The sequence below is a fragment of the Paenibacillus sp. Paensp38 genome, assembly GCF_059491915.1.
In genome coordinates this window covers 1,773,601-1,798,637 of the sequence record NZ_CP168516.1, presented here as the reverse complement: position 1 = coordinate 1,798,637, position 25,037 = coordinate 1,773,601, and the positions used below count along the sequence as shown (strand labels likewise).

Below are 25,037 nucleotides of genomic sequence, written 5' to 3'. Positions count from 1 at the left end.
AAAAAACTAAAAAAACTACTTTTCACCCCCATGAATTTTCATTAATAAGGTGGAAAGTAGCTTTTATTGTAAACCTCACTTAGTTAAGTGGTTCCGTTGCTCCTGTGCCTGCTGTTCCGAGATACTCCTTCAACCCATCGACAATACCTTCAGCGATCTTCTCTTGTGTTTCTTCTGTGAACATGGCTGCTTCATTTGATAGATTACTAAGGTAGCCACACTCCAGCAATACTGCAGGCATTTGTGATTTTCTCGTCACCACATGGTTTGCCACTTTAATGCCGTTATCCTTGAACTCGGTTGCTGCTACAAGATGCTTGTGCATGATCGTGGCCAGGCTCAAACTTTCCTGACGTGCATAATAGGTTTCTGACCCATTAGCTTTTCCGTTATTAGAAGCTGGCATACTGTTACCATGAATGGAAACAAACACGCTAGCCTGCTGATTATTAGCGAGCTGTGGTCGTTCATCCAGCGTGGGATACGTATCTCCATTACGAGTCAATATGATTTGAATATCGGGATCATTTTGCAGAAGCTGCTCGACCTTTAACGCTACCGCCAATGCAAATTCCTTTTCATGTCGCCCAGTCACACTACCTGCCCCAGGATCCTTGCCACCATGTCCGGGATCAATTACGACGATTCGCCGTCCTTCGACATTCGTTGGTGTTACCACTGCTGAATTCACACTACGCTCACGCAATTGAAGGGTGATATCACCTAGGCCATTGGTTGAAAGATCGTAATCACGTGTCTGATTTAAAGCTATGACAATGCGTACGCCCCCATCTCGTCCATCTGCGGGAGCAAATCTAATTTCCTGCACATCCTCACTGTCACTATTCGTCAACGCCCGCGTGCCATCGGTGCGAATCGGGAACGGCTGAAGAAAATCAGTCGCCAGTGAAGTCCCGGGTAAATCTACAACAATACGATCATTCCCCGTCATTTTGGATACTTTAGGGGTAACATCTTTATTCAGAGAAATCTTTAACGTTTCACCCTCAAAAGTAATATTTTTTACAAGCAACGCATTTGCTGCGGTCCGTTCTGTATTTTGCTGCTTGGTTGGTGAAGCTGCAGCTTCAGTATGCTTATCTGCTTCAACTGGGTTTATTGTCGTCACTGTTGCTGAAGACGTTTTATTGGTGCTTGTTGTACTCCGTGTTGACGTTTGCGACGATGGTTGGGATTGTGACTGTTTATTTGCTTGTTGAGTTGCAGCCTTTTGACTGAGATTTACGGATTTACTTTTATTATTCCAATCTACTTTTAGTCCCATTTGCTCCCCAACAAAACGTAATGGAACCATGGTTGAGCTGCCCCGAAGCACAGGAGGTGCATCCAGACTAACTGTTTTTCCATTCACATCAGCCGATGTACGGCCTACATACATAGACATATCGGTACTATTTTTTTGAATTGAGATTTTATAGGATTGTGGTTCCCACTTGAATTGATATCCAAGCTGCTCCCCAACCACCCTTAGCGGTACCATGATTTTTCCATTGACCATTTCAGGCTTGGCATCTGCAGGCGCTTCCACCCTTTTGCCATCTAAAAACAAATCTGCTCCAGCCGCGTTCACATGAGGGGAGGACGGCCACAACCAAATCAAGATAGCCGCTAGTATCACCCAACCATATTTCTTCATCCTCATTCCCCTAACTTATATATGTATTTTTTGGTGTTTCTCACAGACACAGTCCTTCAACCATTTTACATTTACAATACCATGCTGAGTCGAACCGTCAACCCCTTATTTTCCAATTTATTTTTTGAGCATGATAAAAGCCCGCAGGCAAAAGGATTGCCAGTACGGGCTTTCTGTCTAACAAATGAGCAAGCTATATGGCTTCGTATTGAACCTAAACTGGGAATTATGATTATGCGCCTTGTTTCGCAGCGCGTCTTTGTTCATACGCCAGAATTTCAGATTCATGCTGGAGTGTCAGTCCAATATCGTCCAAGCCTTGCAGCAGGAACTGACGGCGATGTTCATCCAGATCGAATTCAATTTTCAGACCATAGTCGTCTGTGATTGTTTTTTCATTCAGGTCTACGTTCAGTTGGTAGTTATCATGCTGCGCCGTACGCTGGAACAATTCCTCTACTTGCTCTTCAGACAGCTTGATCGGCAATATACCGTTTTTAAAACAGTTATTATAGAAGATATCTGCATAAGACGGAGCAATTACGCAACGAAACCCATAGTCCATAATCGCCCACGGTGCATGCTCACGTGAGGAGCCACAGCCAAAGTTAGCGCGAGAGATCAGCACAGACGCCCCTGCATAACGAGGCTTGTTCGGTTCAAATTCAGGATTGATATTGCCTTCTTCATCAAACCGCCACTCGTAGAACAGAAACTGTCCAAAGCCCGTACGCTCAATTCGTTTCAAAAACTGCTTAGGAATAATAGCGTCTGTGTCCACGTTCACCCGATCCACAGGTGCTACAATTCCTTTTAATGTTGTGAAAGCTTCCATCGTAATTCCTCCCCCTGTATCCTAGCGGACTACTTCTTCCTGCTTGAATTTCCAATCCCGTACATCAACAAAATGCCCATGAATCGCCGCAGCGGCTGCCATTGCTGGAGATACCAGATGAGTCCGTCCTCCGCGTCCCTGACGACCTTCAAAGTTACGATTAGAAGTCGAAGCACAACGCTGTCCCGGTTGCAGTACGTCTGGATTCATCGCAAGACACATACTGCATCCTGCTTCACGCCACTCAAATCCTGCTTCTTTAAAAATGATGTCCAGTCCTTCTTCTTCAGCCTGAATTTTCACACGTCCCGAACCTGGTACGACGATGGCCGTTACTTTGTCAGAAACCTTGTAACCTTTGGCAACCTCAGCGGCTGCACGCAAATCTTCAATCCGCCCATTGGTGCAGGAGCCGATAAACACATAATCAATCGCAATATCCGTGATCGGAGTACCTGGCTTCAAATCCATATATTCAAGCGCTTTTTCAGCTGCTTTACGTTCATTTTCGGTTGGCAGTTCTGCCGGAATCGGTACGGTTGAAGAAATATCTGTACCCATTCCCGGGCTGGTGCCCCAGGTTACTTGAGGAATCAAAGCATCTACGTCAAACTCCAGCACGACATCAAACTCAGCGCCTTCATCTGTGACAAGCTCTTTCCACTCAGCAACCGCCTGCTCGAAAGCGTCTCCTTGCGGTACATGTTGACGTCCACGCAAGTAGTTGAAGGTGGTTTCGTCCGGTGCAATCATTCCTGCTCTGGCTCCGCCTTCAATGGACATGTTACACACAGTCATGCGCTCTTCCATGCTCAATTCGCGAATAGATTCACCTGTGTACTCAATAACATAGCCTGTAGCGAAATCTGTACCGTATTTGGCGATGACACCCAAAATCATGTCTTTTGCTGTCACACCAGGTTTGCGGGTACCTACAAAGCGAACTTCCATCGTTTTGGCTTTGGCTTGCTGGAGACATTGTGTTGCCATTACGTGCTCTACCTCACTGGTTCCGATACCAAAAGCGAGTGCTCCGAACGCCCCATGTGTGGAAGTATGGCTATCACCACAAACAATCGTTTTGCCCGGATGAGTCAGACCAAGTTCAGGCCCCATAACGTGAACGACACCCTGATCCACCGTATCCAAATCATACAGTGTGACACCGAAATCACGGCAATTTTGAGTTAATGTATCAATTTGCTGCTTGGAAATCGGGTCCGTAATATTGTAACGGTCCTTAGTCGGTACGTTATGATCCATCGTTGCAAACGTAAGCTCTGGACGACGTACCTGACGGCCGCTAAGACGTAATCCCTCAAACGCCTGTGGCGATGTTACCTCATGTACGAGGTGAAGATCGATGTACAAAATACTCGGCTTACCTGCTTCCTGATAGATGACATGGTTATCCCAAATTTTCTCGAACATAGTCTTTTTACTCATCATTATTCACCCCTGTGTTTTTCGAATCTAGTGGAGAGAAGCTGAGCGGCTCTCTCTTGAATGTCAACAATATACCACGGGATGTCTGATTGGTCTAAGATATGATATCTATAGAAGTGATAGGTTAAGGCTATAAGAATAGATGAGGTGAATATAGGCGGTTCCTTGCACTGATTTCTATCAGCTCTTAATAGTAAAAACAGTCCACTTATTTCAGCCGCTCCGGCGTGGATCAGGCGTCGTTAAGGGGTTATTCCCCTACCCACTCCGGAAAAGCGGCTGAAGGTCATTCTGTTGTTTTCAAAACGTTGTTGTTTCACCAACTTCTTTAAGGTCGGGGACGGGTCGAACGGCGAACCTTATACATTCCTCAGGAGCTAATGTGGCTGCTGGTGGAGCTTAAGAATCTTTATAAATGAATTAATTTCAAGATGATTACCAGCAAAATGAACAGTGCCAAGACAGCAGCTATCGACGTCCAAACTCTTCCGGTGATTCCCGCGTAGTCTCTTTTCATTTCCCCCACACGTAACGCCTCCTTTATTTTAGGGTACTATACTCCATAGGCTATGCGAGGTCTTGATTAAAGGAAGGGCTTCTTAACAAAAAATGCTTAGTCAATCCAGTACCAGCCTGTCTGCTCTCAACCAAGCGATAAAGTCATTGACCTCTTTCATGCTTAAGTCAAATTCCTTGTCCAAACCGGTAGTCATGGTCAATACCATGATTGCGCGATTACCTGAGAGTTGCTCAGGGTCAGTTTGACCTCCTCCTTGTGGAGTGACAGAGGCTTCATTATTTTACTGTATATATTTGGAAGTATATTCCTCGAAATGTGTCTAAACATAAACCTGCCAATCTATAAATACAATCTAAATATTTGCATATTTATCTAACTGATGACTTACCCAAGATCGATCCTACTCCCCTGTTATTACTTGGAATTATATTAAATCTTCTCAATACTATATTATGAGGCGTGGCGAAGTATCCACGCTGGATTGCTTATGAATTTGAAAGTCCTGTAGTTGTCAACAAATATGTGTTGGCTCCACGTAGATCTAGTTTAACCGAATCGCCAAAAGATTGGATGTTCGAAGGGTCGGACGGTGTTTCACGGGTCATTCTCGATACACAAAAAAATATTACTAACTGGAAAGAAAAAGAGAAAAAAGAATTTCATTTACCAATGAAACAAAATATAAAAAATACCGTTTGAACATCACTAGTAATACTGGTAATTCTCTATTTTCACTTGGAGCCTTCGAGATGTACAATAATTTGCCGGTAACACCAACACCAGATCCGTCTACAACACCTGGTTCGTCCGATACAGATAAGGCCTCTCAAGCAACTGGTGACCGCGCTATTCTTACTGTAACCATGGGTAATGGGTTTGATAAAGAATTCGATCTGAGTAAAAAAGAATTGAATGCTTTCACCGCTTGGTATGACGCAAAGGATACTGGTAGAGGTCCTTCATTCTTTGCCATTGATAAGCACAATAACAACAAGGGACCATTCAGCAACCGTAAAGACTACGTAATATTCAACAAAATCCTTACGTTGAAGTAAGTGAGTATTCAACTAAATAATAAACACCAAAGGACTCCATACTGGTTACATACCAGCGGAGTCCTTATTCACATCCACTCTAAATTCAAACTGATCAATGAAAAAAAGCTCTACCGAACAATTAAGGGGATTAATTCACTTGTTGGCTTGAACAAACGCATAATTAGCCCTCCTCACCAAACGGCTAGAAGGACAGTTGTATAGCTAGGATAACTTAGAGATTTCCAGGCTGTGAATCAGCTACCCCCCATGTTTCCCCATTAACTTTATAGTCGCTGCCTCTCCACTGAAGTATGTAGTCTCCAGAACGCAAACCGTCGCTGAAACCTTGGTCAGTAGATTTCCAAGTCACTGTGTCGTGAGGAGCGATTACTAATCCTTCAATATATAGTTTGTTTGAACCGCTGTGAGTTAAACTTACCTTTACTGGATGATCAGAGTGATTCTTCATACGAAGTTTAACATGACCCCATCCTTTAGGGACACTAAAGGATTCTTTTACAGTTGCGCTTCCCCCCGATCTTTGATTAATTATGGTGTTTTTGCTAGTTATACTTGGTGAAGCTGAAGCAGCACCTACCGTAGTTGCTATAGCTAAAGATAAAATCGAGAACAGAAATATTCTTTTCTTCATCCTTTTCCTCTCCTATTTTTTGTTATGGTCTACCTTTAAGGCTACCGATTACAATTTGGTAGGTTCTTTAAGATCTACTCTAAATTCAAACTGCTTACGAAAGAAATACGACTCGTTAATCTTAATTGCATCAGGCGAAAACTTTTCCACTACTCCGCCGTAGTCAACGACCGTTATCAACTCATTGCTCAACGGCTGTACTACATATACTCTTACCTGGCCTAACGCATCTGCAAAAAGTTCTATATCCGACTTTGACACTCTATATGTATAGTTCATGCTGATCACTTCAGAAATAGTATTCGAGTAAATCGTGTGGTAATTCCTACACTGAAGAAAGCTCTGCCAACCATAAGGTTAGCAGAGCTTTTTCTTTAAAATCCTCCAATGGTAACGTTAGGCTGAATACTATGGTGGTGGTTAAAGGCTTGGTCCGGCATAGTAACAATAAACAAAAAGCTAGCCGCGATGACTAAAAGTACCATTTTTTTGAACATTGTTTTCCCACACCCTTTCAATAAAATTGAAATACTCAGCTTTAGTTTCAGGAACTGCATGGGCTTGAAAACGAACAAACAACCCCATACAGTTTATAAAGTAAGTTTCATTATTTATTATATGTGACTTTACCATTGCATTCATCAAATATTTAAAGCCATCAATGTACTTCCCTCGGTATAAATAATAAAAACCTAACTCGTAACCAAACCACGCGATATAATCCGGTATCACTTGTCGGGTATACATATCATCTGATGATGGTTGTTGTGAAAAAGTCGCAATTAGCGTTTCAAATCGTTTGAGTATATCGTCTACATCTATGCTAAACTGGTTTGCTGCGATTATAACATTCAGCAGTTTTGAAAGCTTTTCATTCTCGTTAGCGGCTGATGTTGTAGCAATATATTCAACATAATCGTTCAGCAGGCTTATTTCTCCTGACAACAGCTTATATACGTAAGTATTTCCTACCGCCCAGTGACTGAACAGGTTTACCCAGTGTTTTGTGTCCTCGTCATCCTCTTTAACCCAGTCTAAATCCGCATAGGCGTATGTATATTGTAGAGCTTGTTGATAATCGCCTTGAGCTTCACAAACACTAGCACACAACAGGTCAGCATAAGCAATGTATCCAAATAACGGCCCTCTTGTTCTCTTTTCATCATCTAGAAACTTTCGTTTTTCTTGGTGTTGTAAACTATACTGGATTTCCGCTTTAGCTCTCATTTGCCTTGCCATTTCGTCTACCTTGTCCCATTTACGTAATGACCTATATACGTTTGCCAAATCCTTCAATGCGTCAAGCTGGTCTATTTCATCCAAACGCTCGACATAAGGCTCAAACAGTATAGCTGCCTTCATATTCCGACTTTGATCATCTCCAATTTGAATCGTAAATATTCGATATTGACAGACTGCCAGACGTTCAGAATGTTGGTACTTCTCTGCTTCTGCTACGCTCTCATAGAGCAGCAGCGCCGCAGCATGGCGTCCTTGAGCGAATAGGGTTTCTGCAATGTCAAACAGTTTGGGCGAATAAAGTAGATTGTCCATGATGGCTCCTACCACTCGACGGATCGCATCCAACTTGTCCAACTCCGCACAACGATACAAAAATGGCTCGATTCGTCTCATATTCGGGGGCGTGTCGATGATGTAGTTTTCTATAAATAAGTCGTAAAAGTGGCCTTCCGGTAAACCCATCGCCTCAGTAATTAGATCAAGCTGGTTAACAGACATAGGCTTGTTTCCTGTCACAATGGCACTTAGCGCCCCCCTATTCATGCCTGCAACTTGCCCAAATTGCGATAGACTCAAACCTTCTTGTTTTAAATATCCGTCTAATTCTGCTCTAATCGTAGGTGTATGCTTCATGTCATATCCACCCTTCATACAGAAATTCCAAAACTTTTATATTATTGCATTCTATTGTTGTCCATAATTTAACAGTTGTCAATAACCTTTATTTCTTTTGCATTTTATTAAAGAACTTCGGCATAATCGGTGGCATGAAATGACGTAAAGAACACTCTCCGCAGCCTATACCCATCTTAAAAAATATTAAATATATTCATATATGCCATAAAAAGGTTTACAATATTAGTAGATTCCTTTACGCTGGCTTTGTATTTACAAATTTTTCAAGGAGGTACTTTGTATGAAAGTAAAATTTCTTCCACAAGCTTTTCTGGCTGCAACGCTACTCATTTCTTTGGGAGTCGTCAGCCCGGCAATCTCTCATGCCGAAAAAGGAGATAAAATCCCTGACCGCATGTTAGCGGGTACCATCATCCAATATGATGAGAACAATAACATGGTTGTATTGGAAAAAGGAACTCCAGTACCTGAACAGCAAAAATCTAAAGCTGCTATTGCCCCACTTACTGCTGAACAACAGGCTGAGCTAGAAAAAGAAAAACAACAGGATAAAGAAATCGATGAAGCAACCAAATCACTGCCGGTATATCATATTGATAACCCTGACCCTCAGCCTGGTTTAAAAGTTATTTATGACGGCGAAGGTTACATCAAAGATATTATCTTGCCTGATCAAAAAGAAAATGCGATTACTACTAATAATGTTTCGCTTCAAGCATTACCACGCGGTACACGCAAACCACCTGGGGCATATACATATGGAAATCATGATAATGAAATTAAAATTAGCGGAACATCTGATGGCTATGTTCGAGGCACAGGGAGAGGAACAAACTTCACAGACACGTATGGAGAAAATTCCAATAGACTTCAAAGAGGTGACTGTGCAACAAAAGGAGCCATTGATAATCCCGAGTTTGGGACAAAAATTCGGGTAAGAAATTATGATAATGATATCGTAGCTAATTTTTATAAAGCTGATAATGGGAGTCTTCCAGATGCAGTCATTGATATTTGGAAAACGGGTGTAGAGGATCTAGGTTTAGAATGGCATTCGTACGTCTCATTTTCAGCAAGATATTCCTATGATTTTTAATATCTTTGCACCGAAAAAGGATAGGATCTCGCGTCCTATCCTTTCCCTTTTCGTTATCATATTCAGTTTGATTCATCACTTATTTCAGAAAGGATGTCTCGTTTTGAGAACACGCCACTACAAATCCTTTAAGTTCTTTATACTTTTCCTGCTCGTGCCAGCTTTATTGTCATCCTGCTCCCCCTCTACTGCTCCACCCGCAGAATCTGCTGTACCCATAAAAACCCAATCAGGGGAAAAGACAGCTCTAGCCGGTCAGGGCCAATATCTATCCATGACTTATACAGAATATGTAAATGGGAAAAATGCAGATCAAGGCATGGTTATGCGTGTAATGACGTACGACTTGAGTAGTAAGAAAGTGACCAAGCTGGCCGACGTCCCCTATACCTCCCAGTACCCGCTTTCTGTGGTGTCCTTGCCTGATCACAAAATTTATTACTCTGCCGGTGTTGGTGATAAGGGAGACCAGTTATTTTCGTATGACTTGAATACCAAAAAAAACGAACAGCTTACCGATAATTTGTTTGCCATCAATCGTATCGTACCAACTACTCCAGATGGCCCACTCGTTCTGGTTGCGGTCAAAAAAGGAGAACGTATACTTAAAACTATTTTCTACAATAAAACAACGCACGCCATGAAATTTATGCATGATGAAAACCAAGATAAAAACCATGAAGAACAAACTTGGTCTATAACCTATAATCCAGCCAAAAAAGCAATTTACAGTTCACATTATTCAGCTAAGGAGCAAGATGAACAAAGAGAAATCTCAAACCGAACACAGACCATTATGATCCCACCGGATAACAAGGTTACAGAAATCAATAGCGTCACTAAGCAAGAGCGTTCTGTTATTACACTAAAAAATCAAGAAATATCATCGATGTCCAGCAGTAATGATAAGCTGCTCCTCATAACCACTCGATTCATTAATGGTGGCAATCCAGAGTATAGTCTGATTGATATTGCAACAGGTAAACGCACCAAAATCAAGTTGCCTATTTTATCCCGCCAATTTGTCTATATGTCCCCCGACGGCAAGGGTGTCTACTATTTGGGTAGCGCCTCTGAGAAAAATGAGGAGGAAGGGCGCGGCGTATATTATTATGATTTCACATCGAAAATTCAAACCCCCATCTTTATACAAGAAGAGGGTTTCATCAATAACTTCATGCTGCTGAACAAGTAATTGCTCTGATTAGCAACATGCCAAAAAGCCGGAAAGAAGCAAGTTTACGCTATCTTTCGGGCTTTCCTTATCTGTTTAGTGTTTACTTTGTAACTATAGCCGTATTAGTCTTGCTCCGTAGCAGGCGCTTGTACTGATTCTGTTGGTTCTTGAATAGACTCAGTTGCTGTCTGAACCTGACCGGATGATACCTCTGCTGTAGCACGAGCCAAGAAATCATTAAGCTTTGCAGCAAGCCCCGATACAGCTTCCTTAGCTGCTGCCCGTGTTGCCTCCTCGTTTGTCTGTACGTCAGTAGCGAGTGCCACTTTTGTTTTGGCCTTATCTCCAGATATGCCTTCTCAATCGCGGATTTTAACTCTACTTGGGATACTACGATACCTTGACTGGAAAGAGTAAGTGAAGCATACTGCAAAGCCTCCTGAAGCTTACGTTCTCCTCCAGCTTCTTTAAATGCTGTTTGAGCAAAAGCAAAGCCCTCCCCAGCAATTTTATGGATTATTTCCCTCTGTGCCGCCGTAGTACGCGCTTCTAGCCACACGTTAACCTTAGTTTTGAGTTTTGTTCAGACCTCCTAAAACAAACGCTGTAAGCACACCCACAGCGGCTGTGGAGATGGTATTTACGTAAGGTTGCACAGTTTCGATAATTGATTGCATGATTACTTTTCCCCTTTCGTTTTCAACGATGCGATTTTATTTTTTGAATCCCAGGACACTACTGCCCGTAAGCTTCTGCAATTGGCTTGAGTTGCACATAAGCCGTATCCTCTACAAGTTGGACAGTTTGCAGCTTGGCTCTGTTTAAATACGCTTCCTTACGGGTGTTGTCCCAGTGATAAGAAAAGCCCAATACATCTGCCAAAGACCGCAACGGTACATAAGTTCTGGAGCCATGTAGAAGTGCTCTCCCCGCTTCTTTGCCATTGACGCGGAATATGCCGGGTGTAACGGATTCTGTCTCTTGTGCAGGGACAACAGCGCCGAATCGCTTACACAGCTCGTCCGCTGTACCGTCAAACTCATTCATGTCCACGTTCCCTTTTATCCCAGCTACCTTGCCGCTGTCGCTGTATTGCCAAATATCCCAACGTTTCCATGTCACTGTGTCGCTTGGGACGCGAGTGTCACTATACCGGGCTATCCATAATGGGTAACCGCCCAATGAGGCGTTAAAATTGGCGGCAAAGGCACTACCCGTGTAAATGATTGGCTTTCGTCCTGTCAGGCGCTCCAATTCCAAAAGAAAGGCTAATGCTACAGCACTAATAAGTGTTTGGAGAGCTTGCCAGGATTGTTTTCGTAGTCCATCACCGCAGGAAGCTCCAGCGCTTTGGCACCTCCAACCTGATCCTACACATCAGCAAAATGCCGTGCATCCGCTTTCTCTGTGTCAACACTGGTGGCATCTAAAAAATGATAGGCCCCCAACAACACGCCTGCTTTCTTGGCTTTTTTGCATTTGTAATGAATGTTGGGTCAACATAACTTGCCCCTGACTTGCTTTAATGTAGGCAAATGAAATACCGTCGGTTTAACCGCCTTCCAATCAATCTTTCCTTGATAACGGGATACGTCTATTCCTTGGGCATTACGGCTGTTTCGTCGTTGCATCCTCTTTCTCTCCTTCCTTACCACTTTTACTTTTTAAAACTTCTACGGCCTGTCGGATCACAGGCGGGATAGGAACGCCGAGTCTGCCACCATTCTCCAAAATGGACCGTAGCTCATTTTCCATATAAAAATAGGCGACCGCATCTCGGAATAGGTGCGAATCGCCTAAGACTCCATCAATTAGATGGGATACTGCTACCATTGCAAAAATAAATACCTTTCGAGCTATACCGATAAGACCAATCTTGCTTTTTAAACCTGGTCCGGTACCCTTCTTACCTTCTACGGCAGCGGCAAATAATCCGGTCACATAATCAATAATGACCAGAGCAAGTAACACCCCCAATACTCCCGACCACCCACCATAAAAATACGTCACAGCGCTGCTTCCTAAAGCAGTACAGAACTTAAAAACTCCCACTTATCCAACCTTCTTCCCCCGTCTCTCCGTTCAGGAAACTTTTCCTGAGCTATCATCATTTGCTTTTTGATTCTTTTCCTCTTGGGCCTGTATCTCTGCTAATGCATTTCCTACCGCAATATCCAAACCTATAAGAATTTCTTTCCGGCGTGCTGGCTGTGAAGCAATTACAGCAGAAATAACCTCAGTCAATTCTTGAACCGATCTGGTTAGATCCAGTTGTATATCCAATGTGGATTTTATCTTTGCCATGTATTTCGTCACCTCCTCAAGACGCAAAATAAGCCCCTGAATTATCAGAGGCTTTTCATACTTGTATCTTAAATTAATTTGCTGCTATACCGCTACGAGTTTTAAAGGGAAATATTGTTCAGTGAATATAAATTTGTAGACGGACAATACGTCATTAAGCTAACGGACAGTTTAACTTGATTGGTGATATTATGCTACTCTATAAATAAGCAAATAATTTAATCAAGAGGTGTAATAATGCGGTTTCATGAATTTTATATCGGACAAGTATTTAAAACCAAGTCTTTGAAATTAACTCAAGAGGATATTACCAGATTTGCAAGGGAGTTTGACCCGCAATATATGCATTTAGATGAAGAGAAAGCATTAAAAGGCAGGTTTAATGGAATTATCGCTTCAGGAATTCAAACATTAGCTGTTTCTTTTAAGCTTTGGGTTGAAACAGGGAGTTACGGTGATGAGGTTATTGCTGGAACTGCTATGAATAATATTAAATTTATTAAGCCAGTATATCCAGGCGACGAATTGTACACCATCGTTGAAGTGATTGGAGTAAAAGAGATGAGGAATGGAACAGGACTCGTTACTGTAATGCTGTCGACTTTCAACCACAAAGAGGAGCAAGTTTTTGAAGGCGATTTATCCGTTCTGGTTAAACAGTAAAGTTTTATAAAATCAATTATTAAAGGTTTGAAGAGGCCCATGCATTCTAGCACGGACCTCTTCTCTTTATTTATACATGGCTTGACTTGCGGCTTTATGTTCAGCCACACGTTGCAGTAATTTCTTCATTTGGCGACCTTTAAGTTGCCCTTCTACAACTGAATTTCGCATAGATTCTACATCTTGAACCCGCACTTTACCCCATGATGAAAGCGATTGTACAGTGCGATAAATTGCTTTGCTGCCACTTTATTATGGGTCTCGACTTGAAAACCAACGCTGTTCGTCGGGTGTTTGTAACAGACAATGACTTGGGCGATCTGCTTAGGATCTGTTGGTTTGTGTACAGACAAATTAGCGTTGGATTGATGATTTAGCGTACCCAGTATTCCTCTTAGCAACTAATCTTCCGGAATTCGCATAACCTGAAGATGATGTTCACGAATACCACTTCCAATCCCACACATATCATGGTAGTTGCAGAATCACGTACGATATCACCTATTTTGGATAACATATTTATATTTTCTGGTGTTCGACTAGCATTTTCGTTCAATGTAATAATAATAAATTCATCTACTGCTTTTGTATTAGAACTGTACAAGCAATGCGATAGAACGAGAAGCATCATACAAACCATAGAGGTAAAGCTGCTTCAAGAGGGGGCTAATCCATGTAAAATTTTGGTTCAGTGTAATGAATTTCACATCTTTCCGGGCCAACCTGTTCTACCATAGAAGAGTGATACGCCGTGCTGGGCAGACCACTTTGGTCGGGACGGTTACGTCTTGTTCTAAACTAGTTACACAGGCTGTCTGGCATGCGCGGCAAGTACGCCTTTATTTTGATTCGAAGCGGAGTGTCCAGATGTTGAATACCGAATTGGAATACCGTGAGCGCATCAGGAAGTTGGCCGTATGTATTGTCAAACACTACCGGGGAAAAGGACCGGACAACGTCAAGGTTTCACTGGATTCGCCGCTCCGGATTACGGTAGAAATTCGAGGTACATTGTCTAATCTGTCCGAAATCCTCGTTCATGAAGGGGCTGAGGACAAGGTCAGAGAATATTGGGACGTCCTTCGTCCCTATCTGGAAAAGGAGTTTATGAACGAAGCCGAAAAAACACTCGGCAGTCCCTTCACTTATACTTGGGAGGTCTGCCCCTCCGTCCATGGAGACGGACACATTATCATTACTCTAGAACTACAACACATACACCGGTTGGATTAGCGGGAAGGAGCCTTGTCTCCTCGCTCGCGGATAAGCCAGTACAGGATGCAGCGTAAAGCGGCATTTTTGTATTGGCTTTTTTTATGTTTCGAGTTTCATCTATTTCATATAAAAGAGGTGCTGCACTTATGGCAGACAAGGTATTGACCGTATGTCCCTACTGCGGGAGCGGTTGTCAGCTTCATTTGCTGGTGGAAAAAGGACAGGTAATTGGCGCAGAGCCGGCTGGTGGTCGTACGAATGAAGGAACGTTGTGTCTAAAAGGACACTACGGATGGGATTTTCTGAATGACCCGCAAATTCTGACTGCACGCTTGCGCAAGCCCATGATTCGCAAAAATGGAGTTATGGAGGAAGTGGAGTGGAAGGAAGCCATTCAATATACTGCCGAACGGCTGTCAGCAATTAAGGAAAAATACGGACCCGACTCCATTATGGGAACGGGCTCCGCACGTGGTCCGGGAAATGAGGCCAATTATGTCATGCAAAAGTTCATGCGGGCGGTCATTGGCACGAACAATATTGACCATTGCGCTCGTGTATGCCATGGCCCTTCTGTGGCAGGTTTGACTTACTCGCTCGGAGATGGAGCTATGTCCAACTCTATTCCTGAAATTGAACACTCTGATCTCATTTTCGTATTTGGATATAATGCACCCGAAACACATCCGATCGTCGCAAGACGCATTGTAGCTGCCAAGCAAAGAGGCGCCAAAATTATTGTATGCGATCCGCGCATGACCGAAACAGCTCGTATCTCGAATATGTGGCTACCCTTAAAGGGCGGTTCGAACATGGCTTTGGTGAACGCTTTTGGTCATGTACTTGTGCATGAAGGACTGTACGACAAACGATATGTGGAAGCAAACACAGAAGGCTTTGCCGAATATGTAGACAGCATTAAAAAATATACTCCCGAATATGCGGAAGGCATTACGGGGGTCAAGGCGGCCGATATCCGGGCGGCTATGAGGGAATATGCAAAGGCCCCTACCGCTACCATTTTGTACGGAATGGGCGTATGCCAATTTTCACAGGCCGTTGACGTAGTAAAGGGGCTCGCTTCCCTTGCACTGTTGACCGGAAATCTGGGCAAGCCGAATGTGGGTATCGGACCAGTACGGGGACAAAACAATGTACAGGGTTCCTGTGACATGGGTGCTTTACCGAATGTGTATCCTGGCTATCAGGATGTAACAGACACCACGGTTCGCAAAAAGTTTGAAAAAGCATGGGGTGTTGAGCTGCCGCGTAAAAAAGGATATCCACTTACGGAGGTACCACACCTCATCCTGAAGGAGAACAAGCTGAAAGCTTATTACATTTTCGGCGAAGACCCTGTACAAAGTGATCCGAACGCCGCCGAGTTGCGTGAAGCCCTAGACCAATTGGAATTTGTCGTGGTCCAGGATATTTTCATGAACAAAACAGCGCTGCATGCCGATGTCATCCTCCCTTCTACTGCTTGGGGCGAGCATGACGGTGTATATTCTTCGGCAGATCGGGGCTTTCAGCGCATCCGAAAGGCCGTCGAGCCACAGGGTGATGTAAAGCCAGACTGGGCTATTATTAGCGAGGTTGCTACCGCCATGGGCTACCCTATGTCCTATGCAAACACAGAGGAAATTTGGGATGAAATGCGTAGCCTCTGCCCATTATTCTCCGGTGCCAGCTACCAAAAAATGGAGCAGCAAGGCGGCGTGCAATGGCCCTGCCCTACTGAGGATCATCCAGGTACACCGTATTTGTATAAAGGAAATCAATTTTCGACACCTAGTGGCAAAGGCAGATTATTCGCCTGCGAATGGCGTCCGCCACAAGAACAACCGGATGCAAAATACCCGCTTGTCTTGTCTACAGTCCGTGAGGTAGGCCACTACTCCGTTCGTACCATGACTGGCAATTGCCGTGCGCTGCGCCAATTGTCTGATGAGCCTGGCTTTATTCAGATTAGCCCGGAAGACGGAGCAGATCTGAATATTCTGGATGGTGAAATTGTTGCCATATCCTCCCGCCGGGGACGCATCATGGCTCGGGCACAAATCAGTGACCGTGTGCAACAAGGTGCGACCTACATGACCTATCACTGGTGGGTTGGAGCATGCAACGAGCTGACCGCTGATTTTCTCGATCCGGTATCCAAAACCCCGGAATTAAAATACTGTGCCATCCGCCTGGAACGAATAGCCGACCAAGCTCAGGCCGAACGTGATGTACATGAATCGTACCAACAGATTCGCAAACAGATGAACGTCCAGGAAGCTGTTTTGGCTGATAAGGTGACAAGATGAGCGGCACAGGGAATATGATGCACCGTCCGACTGATACCCGGTCAGCTTCGATGAGTAGAATGGGAGCAGCCGGTAGAACAAGCGCTGTTGCTTCTTCTTTTGTAGTCGCAGACGCCGGGCAGTGCATCGGCTGCAAAGCCTGTGAACTGGCGTGCTTCGCCGTTCACAGTCAGGCTAACGGTATAGGAGCTTCGGTCGGAACCGTCAGCGTTCCTGTCGTACCCAAGGTGTATGTTGTTCGTACAGGGGATACGTATGTGCCGGTGCAATGCCGGCATTGCGAAAATGCCCCCTGCGCACATGCCTGTCCGGTGCAGGCCATTCGTCAGGAGGACGGAGTCGTCATGATAGATGAGGATCGATGTATCGGCTGTACTTCCTGTGTTTTGGCCTGCCCCTTCGGGGCAATTGAGGTGTCTCCGGTCTACCGGGCCGGACACCTTGTGACGCAGTCCGGCCTGACTCACCGGGCAAATCGAGTGGCCCTTCCCCGCACCGCGGCAAGCAAATGCGATCTGTGTGCGGAAACAGAGAACGGACAGCCTGCATGTGTAGATGCCTGCCCGAATCATGTCCTACGGCTGGCCAAAGGTATATCCGACTCGCCTCCAGAGCCTCGGCGGGAAGTCTTTTTCCCACGCCTGTAAGGTCAAAATCAGCCGCAGAAAGGTAGAAAAACATGTCAACCACTATAGACAAGATCTCTTCACCTCCTTGTATGAAGACGACTGATTGCACAGACCCTGTCATTCATATTGACCCGAAGCTCTGCACGGGATGCAGACGCTGTGCTGAGGTTTGTCCAGTAGATGCCATAGAGGGACTGCCTGGAGAACCGCAAACCATTAATGCAGACCGATGTGTTATTTGCGGTCAATGTGTACAAATATGCAGCGTATACGCATCTGACTGGGCAGGTTCATCTCCACAGGAAAGCGCCGCTAGACGGCTGGAGCGTATACAAGAACGCGATATGCCTGCCGACATCAGAGAGCCGCTATTCGCTGCCTATTATAGCTACAACTTGAATAAGGTAAGCGATATGATGACCAAACCTGGACAGTTTCGGATCGTCCAATGTGCTCCGGCCATTCGTGTTTCACTCGCGGAGGAATTCGGAATGCCATTCGGCACCTTGACGCCTGGGAAAATGGCTGCTGCTTTGCGCCGCCTTGGTTTCGACCGGGTATATGACACCAACTTTGGAGCTGACGTGACCATCATGGAGGAAGGCACGGAATTGATTCGTCGCGTGACCGAAGGCGGTCCTTTGCCTATGTTCACATCCTGCTGTCCAGCATGGGTCCGATTTGCCGAGATTGAATATCCCGATCTGCTAGACCATCTATCCAGCTGCAAATCTCCGATGCAAATGTTAGGAGCGCTTATCAAGTCTTATGGCGCACAACTGGACGAGGTGGAGCCTGCGAATATATACAGCGTGGCCATCATGCCATGCACCTGTAAACAATTTGAGTGCGATCGTCCTGAAATGGAATCAGACGGTTACCGTGATGTGGATGAGGTACTGACCACGCGTGAACTTGCATACTGGATCAAGCAGAGCGGAATTGATTTTGCAAACCTGCCTGATGAAGAATTCGATTCACCGTTAGGGCAATATTCCGGTGCAGGCTCCATTTTTGGAGTCACTGGAGGAGTCATGGAAGCTGCCATCCGTACAGGTTACGAGCTGCTGACGAATGAAAAACTGCCGAAGCTCCAACTCGATTTTGTACGTGGTGAGGAAGGCATTCGAGTAGCTGAGGTTCAGGTAGGCAAGCTACAGCTCAAGGTAGCGGTCGTCGCCGGGCTACAGCATGCCTATCAGCTATTGGATCGTGTCCAGGCGGGCGAATGTGATTATCATTTTATTGAGGTGATGGGCTGCCCTGCCGGATGTATCAGTGGAGGGGGACAACCCAAGATCATGTTAGAAAAGCAACGAATTGAAGCTTATCGGGCACGTAAATCCTCCATCTATGGACATGATGCTGCACGCCAGGTACGAAAATCGCATGAGAACCCTCACATCATTAAACTTTATGATGAATTTCTAGGTGAGCCGCTGGGTCATGTGTCGCATCATCTTCTGCACACGACCTTCCAACAACGGGGGCCCGGCAAGCAAAGCCGCAGTAGCACTATTTCTATCAAAGGGGATACGGATTACTCCATTCATTAATACGTTAAGTTTTTTATGCTGTATACATTATATTTGTCGTTAGTTAGAGAGGAGTCGAATTGTATGAACCGTTTTGTTTTAGCTGATCCCGACCAGTGTATCGGATGTCGTACCTGTGAAATCGCATGTGTCATCGCACATTCAGCGGAGAACCCTTTTATCTCACCAGATGATGAGTTTCATTTTCACCCTCGTCTGAAGGTTATTAAATCATTTGGAGTCACTGCACCCGTTCAGTGTCGTCACTGTGAGGATGCCCCATGCGCTAACGCTTGTCCGAACGGCTCCATTACGAACGCAGATGGCTGCATTCTCATTAACAGTGAAAGCTGCATTGGCTGTAAAACCTGCATGATCGCCTGCCCTTACGGCGCGATTACCATGGTACCCGAGTATCGAAACGGGCAGCCTGTCGTTCAAGACGGACTGTACACCAATATGTCAGGCCGTTTGCAACCCAAAGAACGCATGATTGCCAGCAAATGTGATTTGTGCGAAGGTGTGGACGGCGGCCCGGCCTGCATTGGTAAATGTCCAACACAAGCCCTCAAGCTGGTCGAGCCAGATCTGGTTCATGCTCGGGTTGAGGAAAAACGCGCTGCAAGTGCACGTCAGCTGCTGCATATGACACGCATTCCGGCAACAGGTCTATGACTGAAGGTTTCCCTCTACCTACAAATACGCGAACCGAGCGGGATGCGTTAGGAGAGATGGAAATTCCCGCAGACGCCTTTTACGGTATTCACACCGCACGCGCGATGAACAATTTTGCGGTCAGTGGCAGGCCTGTGAACCCAAACCTGATCCACGCTCTTGTGTTGGTAAAAAAAGTAGCCGCTCAAGTGAATGGAGAGCAGAAACGGCTTCCTGTCCAACGGGCCTCTGCCATTGTATATGCTTGTGATGAAATACTCGCCGGGAGACACCAACATATGTTTACCGTGGATGCTATGCAAGGCGGCGCAGGCACCAGTACCCATATGAATGTAAATGAGGTCATTGCTAATTTGGCCATCGTACAGCTAGGAGGCAGACCAGGGCAGTATGAAATTGTACATCCGCTGGATGATGTGAACTGCTGTCAGTCTACGAATGATGTCTATCCCACAGCGCTACGAATTGCAGCGATACGGCTGCTTCGGCCTTTATGTGACACAATGTCTTCGTTACAGGATGCTTTACAGCACAAAGAAACAGAATATGCCGACCTACTCAAGCTAGGCCGCACTCAGCTAATAGATGCCCTGCCCATGATGGCCGGGCAGGGCTTTGGTGCCTATGCAAAGGCTATAGCGCGCGACCGCTGGCGTCTCTATAAGGCCGAAGAGCGGCTGCGGGAAATCCCTATTGGAGGCACGGCGATTGGCACAGGTATGAATGCGCCCCGCGCTTACAGCTATCGTATGGTCGAAAAACTGGCGGATGAGACCGGCTTTGGACTGAGTCGCAGCGACCACCCGATGGATCCGATTCAAAATATGGATGTCTTTGTGGAGGTGTCCGGTCTACTCAAAGCAGCCGCCGTGAATCTGTACAAAATATCTGGCGATTTTCGCCTACTGGCCTCTGGTCCTTTCGGTGGTATTGGCGAATACACTCTGCCTCCAGTTCAGGCCGGATCCTCTATTATGCCTGGCAAGGTCAATCCGGTAATAGCTGAAATGGCAGGACTAACAGCCATGCGTGTGATAGCCGAAGATGCGGCTATCACTATGGCCGCTGCCTCGGGTCAGTTGGAGCTAAACGCATTCCTGCCGCTGATTGCCGAATCGTTGCTGGAATCGCTACATATTCTGAACAGCGCGGTTCGACTATTCGAAGAACGATGTGTGCGTGGCCTGATCGTGCGTGAGGAACGCTGTACTACAAATCTGCGTAACTCAGCCGTGATGGCTTCCGCGCTGGTCGCGGAGCTTGGCTATGATGAAGCTGCCTCCATTGCATCTGCAGCTATTGCGCAAGGTCGCGCACCAGAGGATATTGCAGAAGATCGCGGCCTACTGACCCGTTCGCGGATTGACCAATTGTGCCATCCCTATACAGTAACCAAGCCCGGAATTCCGGGGCAGGAAGAAGGAACTCACCATGGGAATGAATGATACCCCTCGCAGCAACCGACCACATATCGTCCTGCTCGGTCGCCGCAACGCAGGCAAATCTAGCATTCTGAACACCCTGACCGGTCAGCCCGCCGCTGTGGTATCTCCTGTAGGAGGAACGACCACGGACCCCGTTTTCAAACCGATGGAGCTGCTCCCTGCGGGTCCCATTGTTTTGGTAGATACCGCCGGACTGGACGATGAGGGTGAGATCGGAGAGCTGCGCCGCAACAAAACGCTCGAAATACTTAATAGTACAGACTTGGCCCTGCTGGTCATCGATGCTACCGTTGGAGTCGGACCATTCGAGTATGAGCTACTTGAAAAGCTCAGCATCAAAAAAATTCCTGTTATTGGGGTATTGAATAAGATAGATACCCTTACAGAATCAGATAAAACGGCTACAAAACTGGCAACTGAACTGGATCTCACCTTGATTCCTTTCAGTGCATCTTTGCTCCGGGGAGACACGGAACTGAAAAAGGCTATCACGAATACACTCCCCCAAAACGAGGATCGTTTCCGTATCGTCGGTGACCTGTTGTCACCCGGCGATGTTGTTGTGCTGGTCGTTCCCATCGACAAAGCTGCACCAAAAGGCCGATTGATCCTGCCACAACAGCAAACAATCCGCGATACACTAGAGAGTGATGCCATCGCCGTAGTGACCAAAGAACATGAACTACGATTGACACTGGAGAGATTGGGACGCAAGCCTCGCTTGGTCATTACCGATTCACAGGTTTTTATGAAAGTAGCGGCTGACACGCCCAAAGATGTGCCTCTCACCTCTTTTTCTATCCTGTTTGCCCGTCATAAAGGCGATCTGGACGAACTGGTACGAGGTGCAAGAGCCATTGATCGCCTCAAGGATGGAGACCGTGTACTTATTGCCGAAGCCTGCACTCACCAATGCCAATCTGACGATATTGGTCGAGTGAAAATTCCACGCTGGCTCCGCCAAACGATAGGCAAACGACTCATCATTGAGCATGCATCCGGCTCCAGCTTCCCTGATGATCTGAGCGAATATGCACTGGTTATTCATTGCGGTGCATGCATGCTCAATCGGCGTACGATGCTTCATCGAATGTCGGAAACGAAAGCTGCCGGCGTGCCGATTGTGAACTATGGTGTTTTCATCGCTTATGTACAGGGGGTCTTTCCCCGTGCTATTGAATGCTTCCCATCTGCTATGCTGGCATGGGAGCAAGCTGTAGAGGCCGGCAGTTATTCCTAAAAGTCCTCATCTCGGTATTCATATTTTTTTCCAGACACACAAAAGCAGTCGCGCTGATTTCAACGCGACTGCTTTTTATTTTCAAGTTCATTATAAATCATGAGATTTCATAGCGTGAAATGATACTACGAATAATATAAATTGCTAAAAATACAAATCGCGTTCGCCTGCTTCCAGTCGTTCAAGTCTGTCAAGCGTCAAACGGCGCGTCGATTCACGTGGTATACGCTCCAGATTTTCTCGCAGAGCGGCAGCTCCCAGTTCACGTGCCTCCTCATCCCCATAATCCAGCAGATATTCTTGGAAGGTCAGCAGCGAATTCGGCTGGCATACATTATGAATTTGTCCTGATTTGGCAAGCTCCATGAAACGATCTCCAGTTCGCCCCTCACGGTAGCAAGCTGTGCAGTAGCTCGGCATATATCCGCCACGGCACAGACTTTTAATAATTTCCGATGGTGAGCGATGATCCCCCACCTCAAATTGAGGCTTATCATCAGTTTCCTGTTTTGCATATGCCCCTACGCCTGTAGCTGAACCTGCACTAATCTGCGACACGCCTAGACCAATGACGCGGTCCCTATATTCCGGCTCCTCGCGCGTGGACAGGATCATTCCAGCATAAGGGACAGCCAGTCGAAGAACGGATACAATTTTCATAAAATCCTCATCGTTGACCAGGTACGGATATCGCTCCAGATCTACATTTTCAGCCGGACGCAATCGTGGAACTGAAACCGTATGAGGGCCACAGCCAAAGGCTTCTTCCAAGTGCTCGGCATGTTTCAGCATCGCTACGGTCTCATAGCGAAAATCATACAGACCGTACAACACACCGATCCCCACATCATCTATACCCGCACGCATGGCTCTGTCCATTGCCGTAGTGTGCCAATCAAAGTCCCGCTTTGGTCCCTGCAGGTGGAATTTACGATAGCTTTCACGATGATACGTTTCCTGAAATAAAATATACGTTCCAATGCCCACCTCTGCCAGCTTCCGATAGTCCTCTTCGGTTGTGGATGCAATATTCACATTGATCCGCCGAATGCTGCCGTTATCCACCTTGACCTCATAGATCTGGCGCAGACAATCGACGATATAGTCAATGGGACAATGAACTGGGTCTTCTCCCGCTTCCAGCACGAGTCGCTTGTGTCCCAGTTCTTGAAGCACTCTAACCTCCTCCACCAATTCCTCCGGTGTCAGACGGCTACGAGTAAAGCTGTCATTGGTATGTTTATAACCACAATATTCGCAGTTATTCACGCAGTGGTTGCTTACATATAAAGGGGCGAACAACACAATCCGGTTGCCATAAATTTGCTCTTTGACTGCCCTCGAAGATTTGAACATCTCTTCCAATAATTCAGGATCATCCACATGTAAAAGAGCCGCCGCTTCACTCGCACTCAGTCCCCGGCAGGCTCTCCCCTTTTCTAAAATTTCTAAAATACGGTGTCGATCTGTTGCCTCTTGTTTCCCCTGCTCCACTGCTGCCATAATCTCTGCTTCATTAATAAAATCCGCCGATACTTTCTCCCGTACTCCACTCACGTATACCCATCTCCTTATTTATGGTTACTGCAATGTTTCCGTCATAGCCTCACAAAGTTTCCTATCTCATAAGTTGTCGTTGCACCCTCAAACTATCACCGCGCCCCATATCGACTTCAAATCCCGCTCCACGAATCCGCAGTTCCAGGCAATGACGACATTGGGCAGACTCATCTCCCAAACATATTTTATTCTCATAAATCGCATACTTAGGCCTCACCGCCAGTGGCGACAAATTGGGCATCACCACATTTGCCCCTGCCTGAAGCGCCTTCTCCCTGCCTTGGGGATGAATCGTTCCCATTGCCGTGGACGCCGGAATAAGTGCATCTGGAACAACCAGTCGGGATAACGAAATAATATCGAGAGCTTTTTCCATGCTCCCCTGACTGGCATCCCGAAGCGGCGTGTTGCTATGCGGTAAAAAAGGACCAATCCCGATCATATCTGGTGACAGGCTATGCAGATAGACCAAATCGTCTGCTAATTCACTATTTGTTTGTCCTGGTAACCCCACCATACATCCGGCCCCGATCTGAAAGCCGATTCGTTGCAAAGCCAGTAGACGGCTGCGCCTGCTTTCCATCGTCATCGTCGGATGCAGCTTGGCGTACAAACGGGGGGAAGCTGTCTCATGCCGCAGCAAAAAACGGTCCGCGCCCGCCTCGTATAATTGCTCATAAGTTTCATCATCTCGTTCACCGATGGACAGTGTGACTGCCACATCCGCGAAACGGCTTTTAATTTCTCGAATCAATTTCGTCAGCCGGGCTGCTGTAAACCAGTAATCTTCCCCACTTTGCAGCACAAAGGTCCGATAGCCGAGTTCATAGCCCTCCGCACAACAGGCCAGAATTTCTTCCGGCTGCAAACGGTAACGATCTGCCTGTTTATTCGAAGCACGCAGCCCACAGTACATGCAGTCCTGACGACATATACTGGAGAATTCAATTAATCCCCGTAAAAAAACACCTTTGCCATAGCGCTCCAATTTGGTGCGAGCTGCCAGGTGCCTCAGTTGAGCCCGTAGCGTCGGCTCATCATCCAAACGTGTCAGCAACTCCATCATTTCCGTATGCGTCCATTCCTTGCCGTCAGCCAGACGCAGTAATAATTCGTCCGTGACTCATCCCTTCTTCCCTCGTCCATCCGGACTTCGCATCATCA

21 protein-coding genes and 4 pseudogenes are annotated in these 25,037 nt (G+C 46.0%); 12 read left to right on the top strand and 13 right to left on the bottom strand.

Features of this window, described 5'->3' with window-relative positions; genetic code table 11:
* Positions 1-79: 79 nt before the first annotated feature.
* The 4 genes and pseudogenes from ACEN8J_RS08265 to ACEN8J_RS08250 form a co-directional block, all read right to left on the bottom strand.
* A complete protein-coding gene (locus tag ACEN8J_RS08265) occupies positions 80-1,657 on the bottom strand; it encodes an N-acetylmuramoyl-L-alanine amidase (RefSeq protein WP_165146835.1) in 1,578 nt (525 codons plus the stop codon).
* A 232-nt stretch (positions 1,658-1,889) separates the two neighbouring features.
* A complete protein-coding gene (leuD, locus tag ACEN8J_RS08260) occupies positions 1,890-2,492 on the bottom strand; it encodes a 3-isopropylmalate dehydratase small subunit (protein ID WP_165146838.1) in 603 nt (200 codons plus the stop codon).
* A gap of 21 nt (positions 2,493-2,513) precedes the next feature.
* Entirely contained in the window at positions 2,514-3,938 is a 1,425-nt protein-coding gene (gene leuC / locus ACEN8J_RS08255) for a 3-isopropylmalate dehydratase large subunit (protein ID WP_322252554.1), read from the bottom strand.
* Positions 3,939-4,559: 621 nt separating this feature from the next.
* Positions 4,560-4,678 (bottom strand): annotated as a pseudogene (locus ACEN8J_RS08250) (fibronectin type III domain-containing protein); the annotation flags it as partial.
* 239 nt (positions 4,679-4,917) lie between these two features.
* Here ACEN8J_RS08250 and ACEN8J_RS08245 point away from each other — a divergent pair.
* Both ACEN8J_RS08245 and ACEN8J_RS08240 read left to right on the top strand, forming a co-directional pair.
* Entirely contained in the window at positions 4,918-5,157 is a 240-nt protein-coding gene (locus ACEN8J_RS08245; protein WP_029514978.1) for a hypothetical protein, read from the top strand.
* Between the two features lie 77 nt (positions 5,158-5,234).
* A pseudogene (locus tag ACEN8J_RS08240) lies at positions 5,235-5,533 on the top strand (SPRY domain-containing protein); the annotation flags it as partial.
* Positions 5,534-5,727: 194 nt separating this feature from the next.
* Here ACEN8J_RS08240 and ACEN8J_RS08235 read toward each other — a convergent pair.
* Both ACEN8J_RS08235 and ACEN8J_RS08230 read right to left on the bottom strand, forming a co-directional pair.
* Positions 5,728-6,147, bottom strand: coding sequence for a hypothetical protein (locus ACEN8J_RS08235; protein ID WP_069010667.1), 420 nt, complete (start codon positions 6,145-6,147; stop codon positions 5,728-5,730).
* 459 nt (positions 6,148-6,606) lie between these two features.
* Positions 6,607-8,022: a helix-turn-helix transcriptional regulator gene (locus ACEN8J_RS08230; protein WP_039271170.1), complete on the bottom strand. Its 1,416-nt coding sequence runs from the start codon at positions 8,020-8,022 to the stop codon at positions 6,607-6,609.
* Between the two features lie 283 nt (positions 8,023-8,305).
* Between ACEN8J_RS08230 and ACEN8J_RS08225 the strand changes: the two genes are divergently transcribed.
* Both ACEN8J_RS08225 and ACEN8J_RS08220 read left to right on the top strand, forming a co-directional pair.
* On the top strand, positions 8,306-9,121 hold the full coding sequence (locus tag ACEN8J_RS08225; RefSeq protein ID WP_238437744.1) for a hypothetical protein: 816 nt from the start codon (positions 8,306-8,308) through the stop codon (positions 9,119-9,121).
* A gap of 103 nt (positions 9,122-9,224) precedes the next feature.
* A complete protein-coding gene (locus tag ACEN8J_RS08220) occupies positions 9,225-10,316 on the top strand; it encodes a hypothetical protein (RefSeq protein ID WP_340932447.1) in 1,092 nt (363 codons plus the stop codon).
* Between the two features lie 104 nt (positions 10,317-10,420).
* Here the strand turns inward: ACEN8J_RS08220 and ACEN8J_RS08215 are convergent, their stop codons facing one another.
* The 5 genes and pseudogenes from ACEN8J_RS08215 to ACEN8J_RS08195 form a co-directional block, all read right to left on the bottom strand.
* Positions 10,421-10,624 carry a hypothetical protein gene (locus tag ACEN8J_RS08215; protein WP_495594572.1) on the bottom strand — a complete coding sequence of 68 codons (204 nt, stop codon included), beginning with the start codon at positions 10,622-10,624 and terminating at the stop codon, positions 10,421-10,423.
* Positions 10,625-10,710: 86 nt separating this feature from the next.
* Positions 10,711-10,857: pseudogene (locus tag ACEN8J_RS08210) on the bottom strand (phage holin, LLH family); the annotation flags it as partial.
* A 120-nt stretch (positions 10,858-10,977) separates the two neighbouring features.
* Positions 10,978-11,929 (bottom strand): annotated as a pseudogene (locus ACEN8J_RS08205) (GH25 family lysozyme).
* Complete coding sequence (locus ACEN8J_RS08200; RefSeq protein ID WP_238794824.1) at positions 11,907-12,308, bottom strand: phage holin family protein; 402 nt, start codon at positions 12,306-12,308, stop codon at positions 11,907-11,909. Before ACEN8J_RS08200 ends, ACEN8J_RS08205 begins: the two are co-directional and overlap by 23 nt.
* Positions 12,309-12,380: 72 nt before the next feature.
* Positions 12,381-12,602: a hypothetical protein gene (locus ACEN8J_RS08195; protein ID WP_165146841.1), complete on the bottom strand. Its 222-nt coding sequence runs from the start codon at positions 12,600-12,602 to the stop codon at positions 12,381-12,383.
* A gap of 237 nt (positions 12,603-12,839) precedes the next feature.
* Here ACEN8J_RS08195 and ACEN8J_RS08190 point away from each other — a divergent pair, with 237 nt between their 5' ends.
* The 8 genes from ACEN8J_RS08190 (at position 12,840) to hydF (ending at position 22,313) form a co-directional block, all read left to right on the top strand.
* The gene (locus tag ACEN8J_RS08190; RefSeq protein WP_029517401.1) at positions 12,840-13,265 is read left to right on the top strand and encodes a MaoC family dehydratase; all 426 of its coding nucleotides are present in this window, start codon (positions 12,840-12,842) and stop codon (positions 13,263-13,265) included.
* A gap of 867 nt (positions 13,266-14,132) precedes the next feature.
* Positions 14,133-14,498 carry a hypothetical protein gene (locus ACEN8J_RS08185; protein ID WP_013310644.1) on the top strand — a complete coding sequence of 122 codons (366 nt, stop codon included), beginning with the start codon at positions 14,133-14,135 and terminating at the stop codon, positions 14,496-14,498.
* 128 nt (positions 14,499-14,626) lie between these two features.
* On the top strand, positions 14,627-16,789 hold the full coding sequence (gene fdhF, locus ACEN8J_RS08180; protein WP_029517400.1) for a formate dehydrogenase subunit alpha: 2,163 nt from the start codon (positions 14,627-14,629) through the stop codon (positions 16,787-16,789).
* Positions 16,786-17,436: a 4Fe-4S dicluster domain-containing protein gene (locus ACEN8J_RS08175; protein ID WP_029517399.1), complete on the top strand. Its 651-nt coding sequence runs from the start codon at positions 16,786-16,788 to the stop codon at positions 17,434-17,436. The genes fdhF and ACEN8J_RS08175 overlap by 4 nt, the downstream gene beginning before the upstream one ends.
* Positions 17,437-17,468: 32 nt before the next feature.
* The gene (locus ACEN8J_RS08170) at positions 17,469-18,974 is read left to right on the top strand and encodes a [FeFe] hydrogenase, group A (protein WP_238437745.1); all 1,506 of its coding nucleotides are present in this window, start codon (positions 17,469-17,471) and stop codon (positions 18,972-18,974) included.
* Positions 18,975-19,037: 63 nt separating this feature from the next.
* Positions 19,038-19,628 carry a 4Fe-4S dicluster domain-containing protein gene (locus ACEN8J_RS08165; protein WP_013310648.1) on the top strand — a complete coding sequence of 197 codons (591 nt, stop codon included), beginning with the start codon at positions 19,038-19,040 and terminating at the stop codon, positions 19,626-19,628.
* Positions 19,625-21,073: an aspartate ammonia-lyase gene (locus ACEN8J_RS08160; protein WP_081317575.1), complete on the top strand. Its 1,449-nt coding sequence runs from the start codon at positions 19,625-19,627 to the stop codon at positions 21,071-21,073. The genes ACEN8J_RS08165 and ACEN8J_RS08160 overlap by 4 nt, the downstream gene beginning before the upstream one ends.
* Positions 21,060-22,313: a [FeFe] hydrogenase H-cluster maturation GTPase HydF gene (gene hydF, locus ACEN8J_RS08155; protein WP_340932459.1), complete on the top strand. Its 1,254-nt coding sequence runs from the start codon at positions 21,060-21,062 to the stop codon at positions 22,311-22,313. The genes ACEN8J_RS08160 and hydF overlap by 14 nt, the downstream gene beginning before the upstream one ends.
* Positions 22,314-22,457: 144 nt before the next feature.
* Here hydF and hydG read toward each other — a convergent pair whose 3' ends face one another.
* Positions 22,458-23,870, bottom strand: coding sequence for a [FeFe] hydrogenase H-cluster radical SAM maturase HydG (gene hydG, locus ACEN8J_RS08150; RefSeq protein ID WP_013310651.1), 1,413 nt, complete (start codon positions 23,868-23,870; stop codon positions 22,458-22,460).
* A gap of 61 nt (positions 23,871-23,931) precedes the next feature.
* A complete protein-coding gene (hydE, locus tag ACEN8J_RS08145; protein WP_274385934.1) occupies positions 23,932-24,972 on the bottom strand; it encodes a [FeFe] hydrogenase H-cluster radical SAM maturase HydE in 1,041 nt (346 codons plus the stop codon).
* Between the last annotated feature and the right edge of the window lie 65 nt (positions 24,973-25,037).

Bases quoted from the DNA above. Each gene is read 5' to 3' on its own strand.
- ACEN8J_RS08185 (WP_013310644.1), top strand. From the start codon at position 14,133: ATGTTGAATACCGAATTGGAATACCGTGAGCGCATCAGGAAGTTGGCC.
- ACEN8J_RS08165 (WP_013310648.1), top strand. From the start codon at position 19,038: ATGAACCGTTTTGTTTTAGCTGATCCCGACCAGTGTATCGGATGTCGT.
- hydF (WP_340932459.1), top strand. From the start codon at position 21,060: ATGGGAATGAATGATACCCCTCGCAGCAACCGACCACATATCGTCCTG.
- leuC (WP_322252554.1), bottom strand. From the start codon at position 3,938: ATGAGTAAAAAGACTATGTTCGAGAAAATTTGGGATAACCATGTCATC.
- ACEN8J_RS08160 (WP_081317575.1), top strand. From the start codon at position 19,625: ATGACTGAAGGTTTCCCTCTACCTACAAATACGCGAACCGAGCGGGAT.
- ACEN8J_RS08175 (WP_029517399.1), top strand. From the start codon at position 16,786: ATGAGCGGCACAGGGAATATGATGCACCGTCCGACTGATACCCGGTCA.
- ACEN8J_RS08225 (WP_238437744.1), top strand. From the start codon at position 8,306: ATGAAAGTAAAATTTCTTCCACAAGCTTTTCTGGCTGCAACGCTACTC.
- ACEN8J_RS08170 (WP_238437745.1), top strand. From the start codon at position 17,469: ATGTCAACCACTATAGACAAGATCTCTTCACCTCCTTGTATGAAGACG.
- ACEN8J_RS08265 (WP_165146835.1), bottom strand. From the start codon at position 1,657: ATGAAGAAATATGGTTGGGTGATACTAGCGGCTATCTTGATTTGGTTG.
- ACEN8J_RS08195 (WP_165146841.1), bottom strand. From the start codon at position 12,602: ATGGCAAAGATAAAATCCACATTGGATATACAACTGGATCTAACCAGA.
- leuD (WP_165146838.1), bottom strand. From the start codon at position 2,492: ATGGAAGCTTTCACAACATTAAAAGGAATTGTAGCACCTGTGGATCGG.
- fdhF (WP_029517400.1), top strand. From the start codon at position 14,627: ATGGCAGACAAGGTATTGACCGTATGTCCCTACTGCGGGAGCGGTTGT.
- ACEN8J_RS08235 (WP_069010667.1), bottom strand. From the start codon at position 6,147: ATGAAGAAAAGAATATTTCTGTTCTCGATTTTATCTTTAGCTATAGCA.
- ACEN8J_RS08190 (WP_029517401.1), top strand. From the start codon at position 12,840: ATGCGGTTTCATGAATTTTATATCGGACAAGTATTTAAAACCAAGTCT.
- ACEN8J_RS08230 (WP_039271170.1), bottom strand. From the start codon at position 8,022: ATGAAGCATACACCTACGATTAGAGCAGAATTAGACGGATATTTAAAA.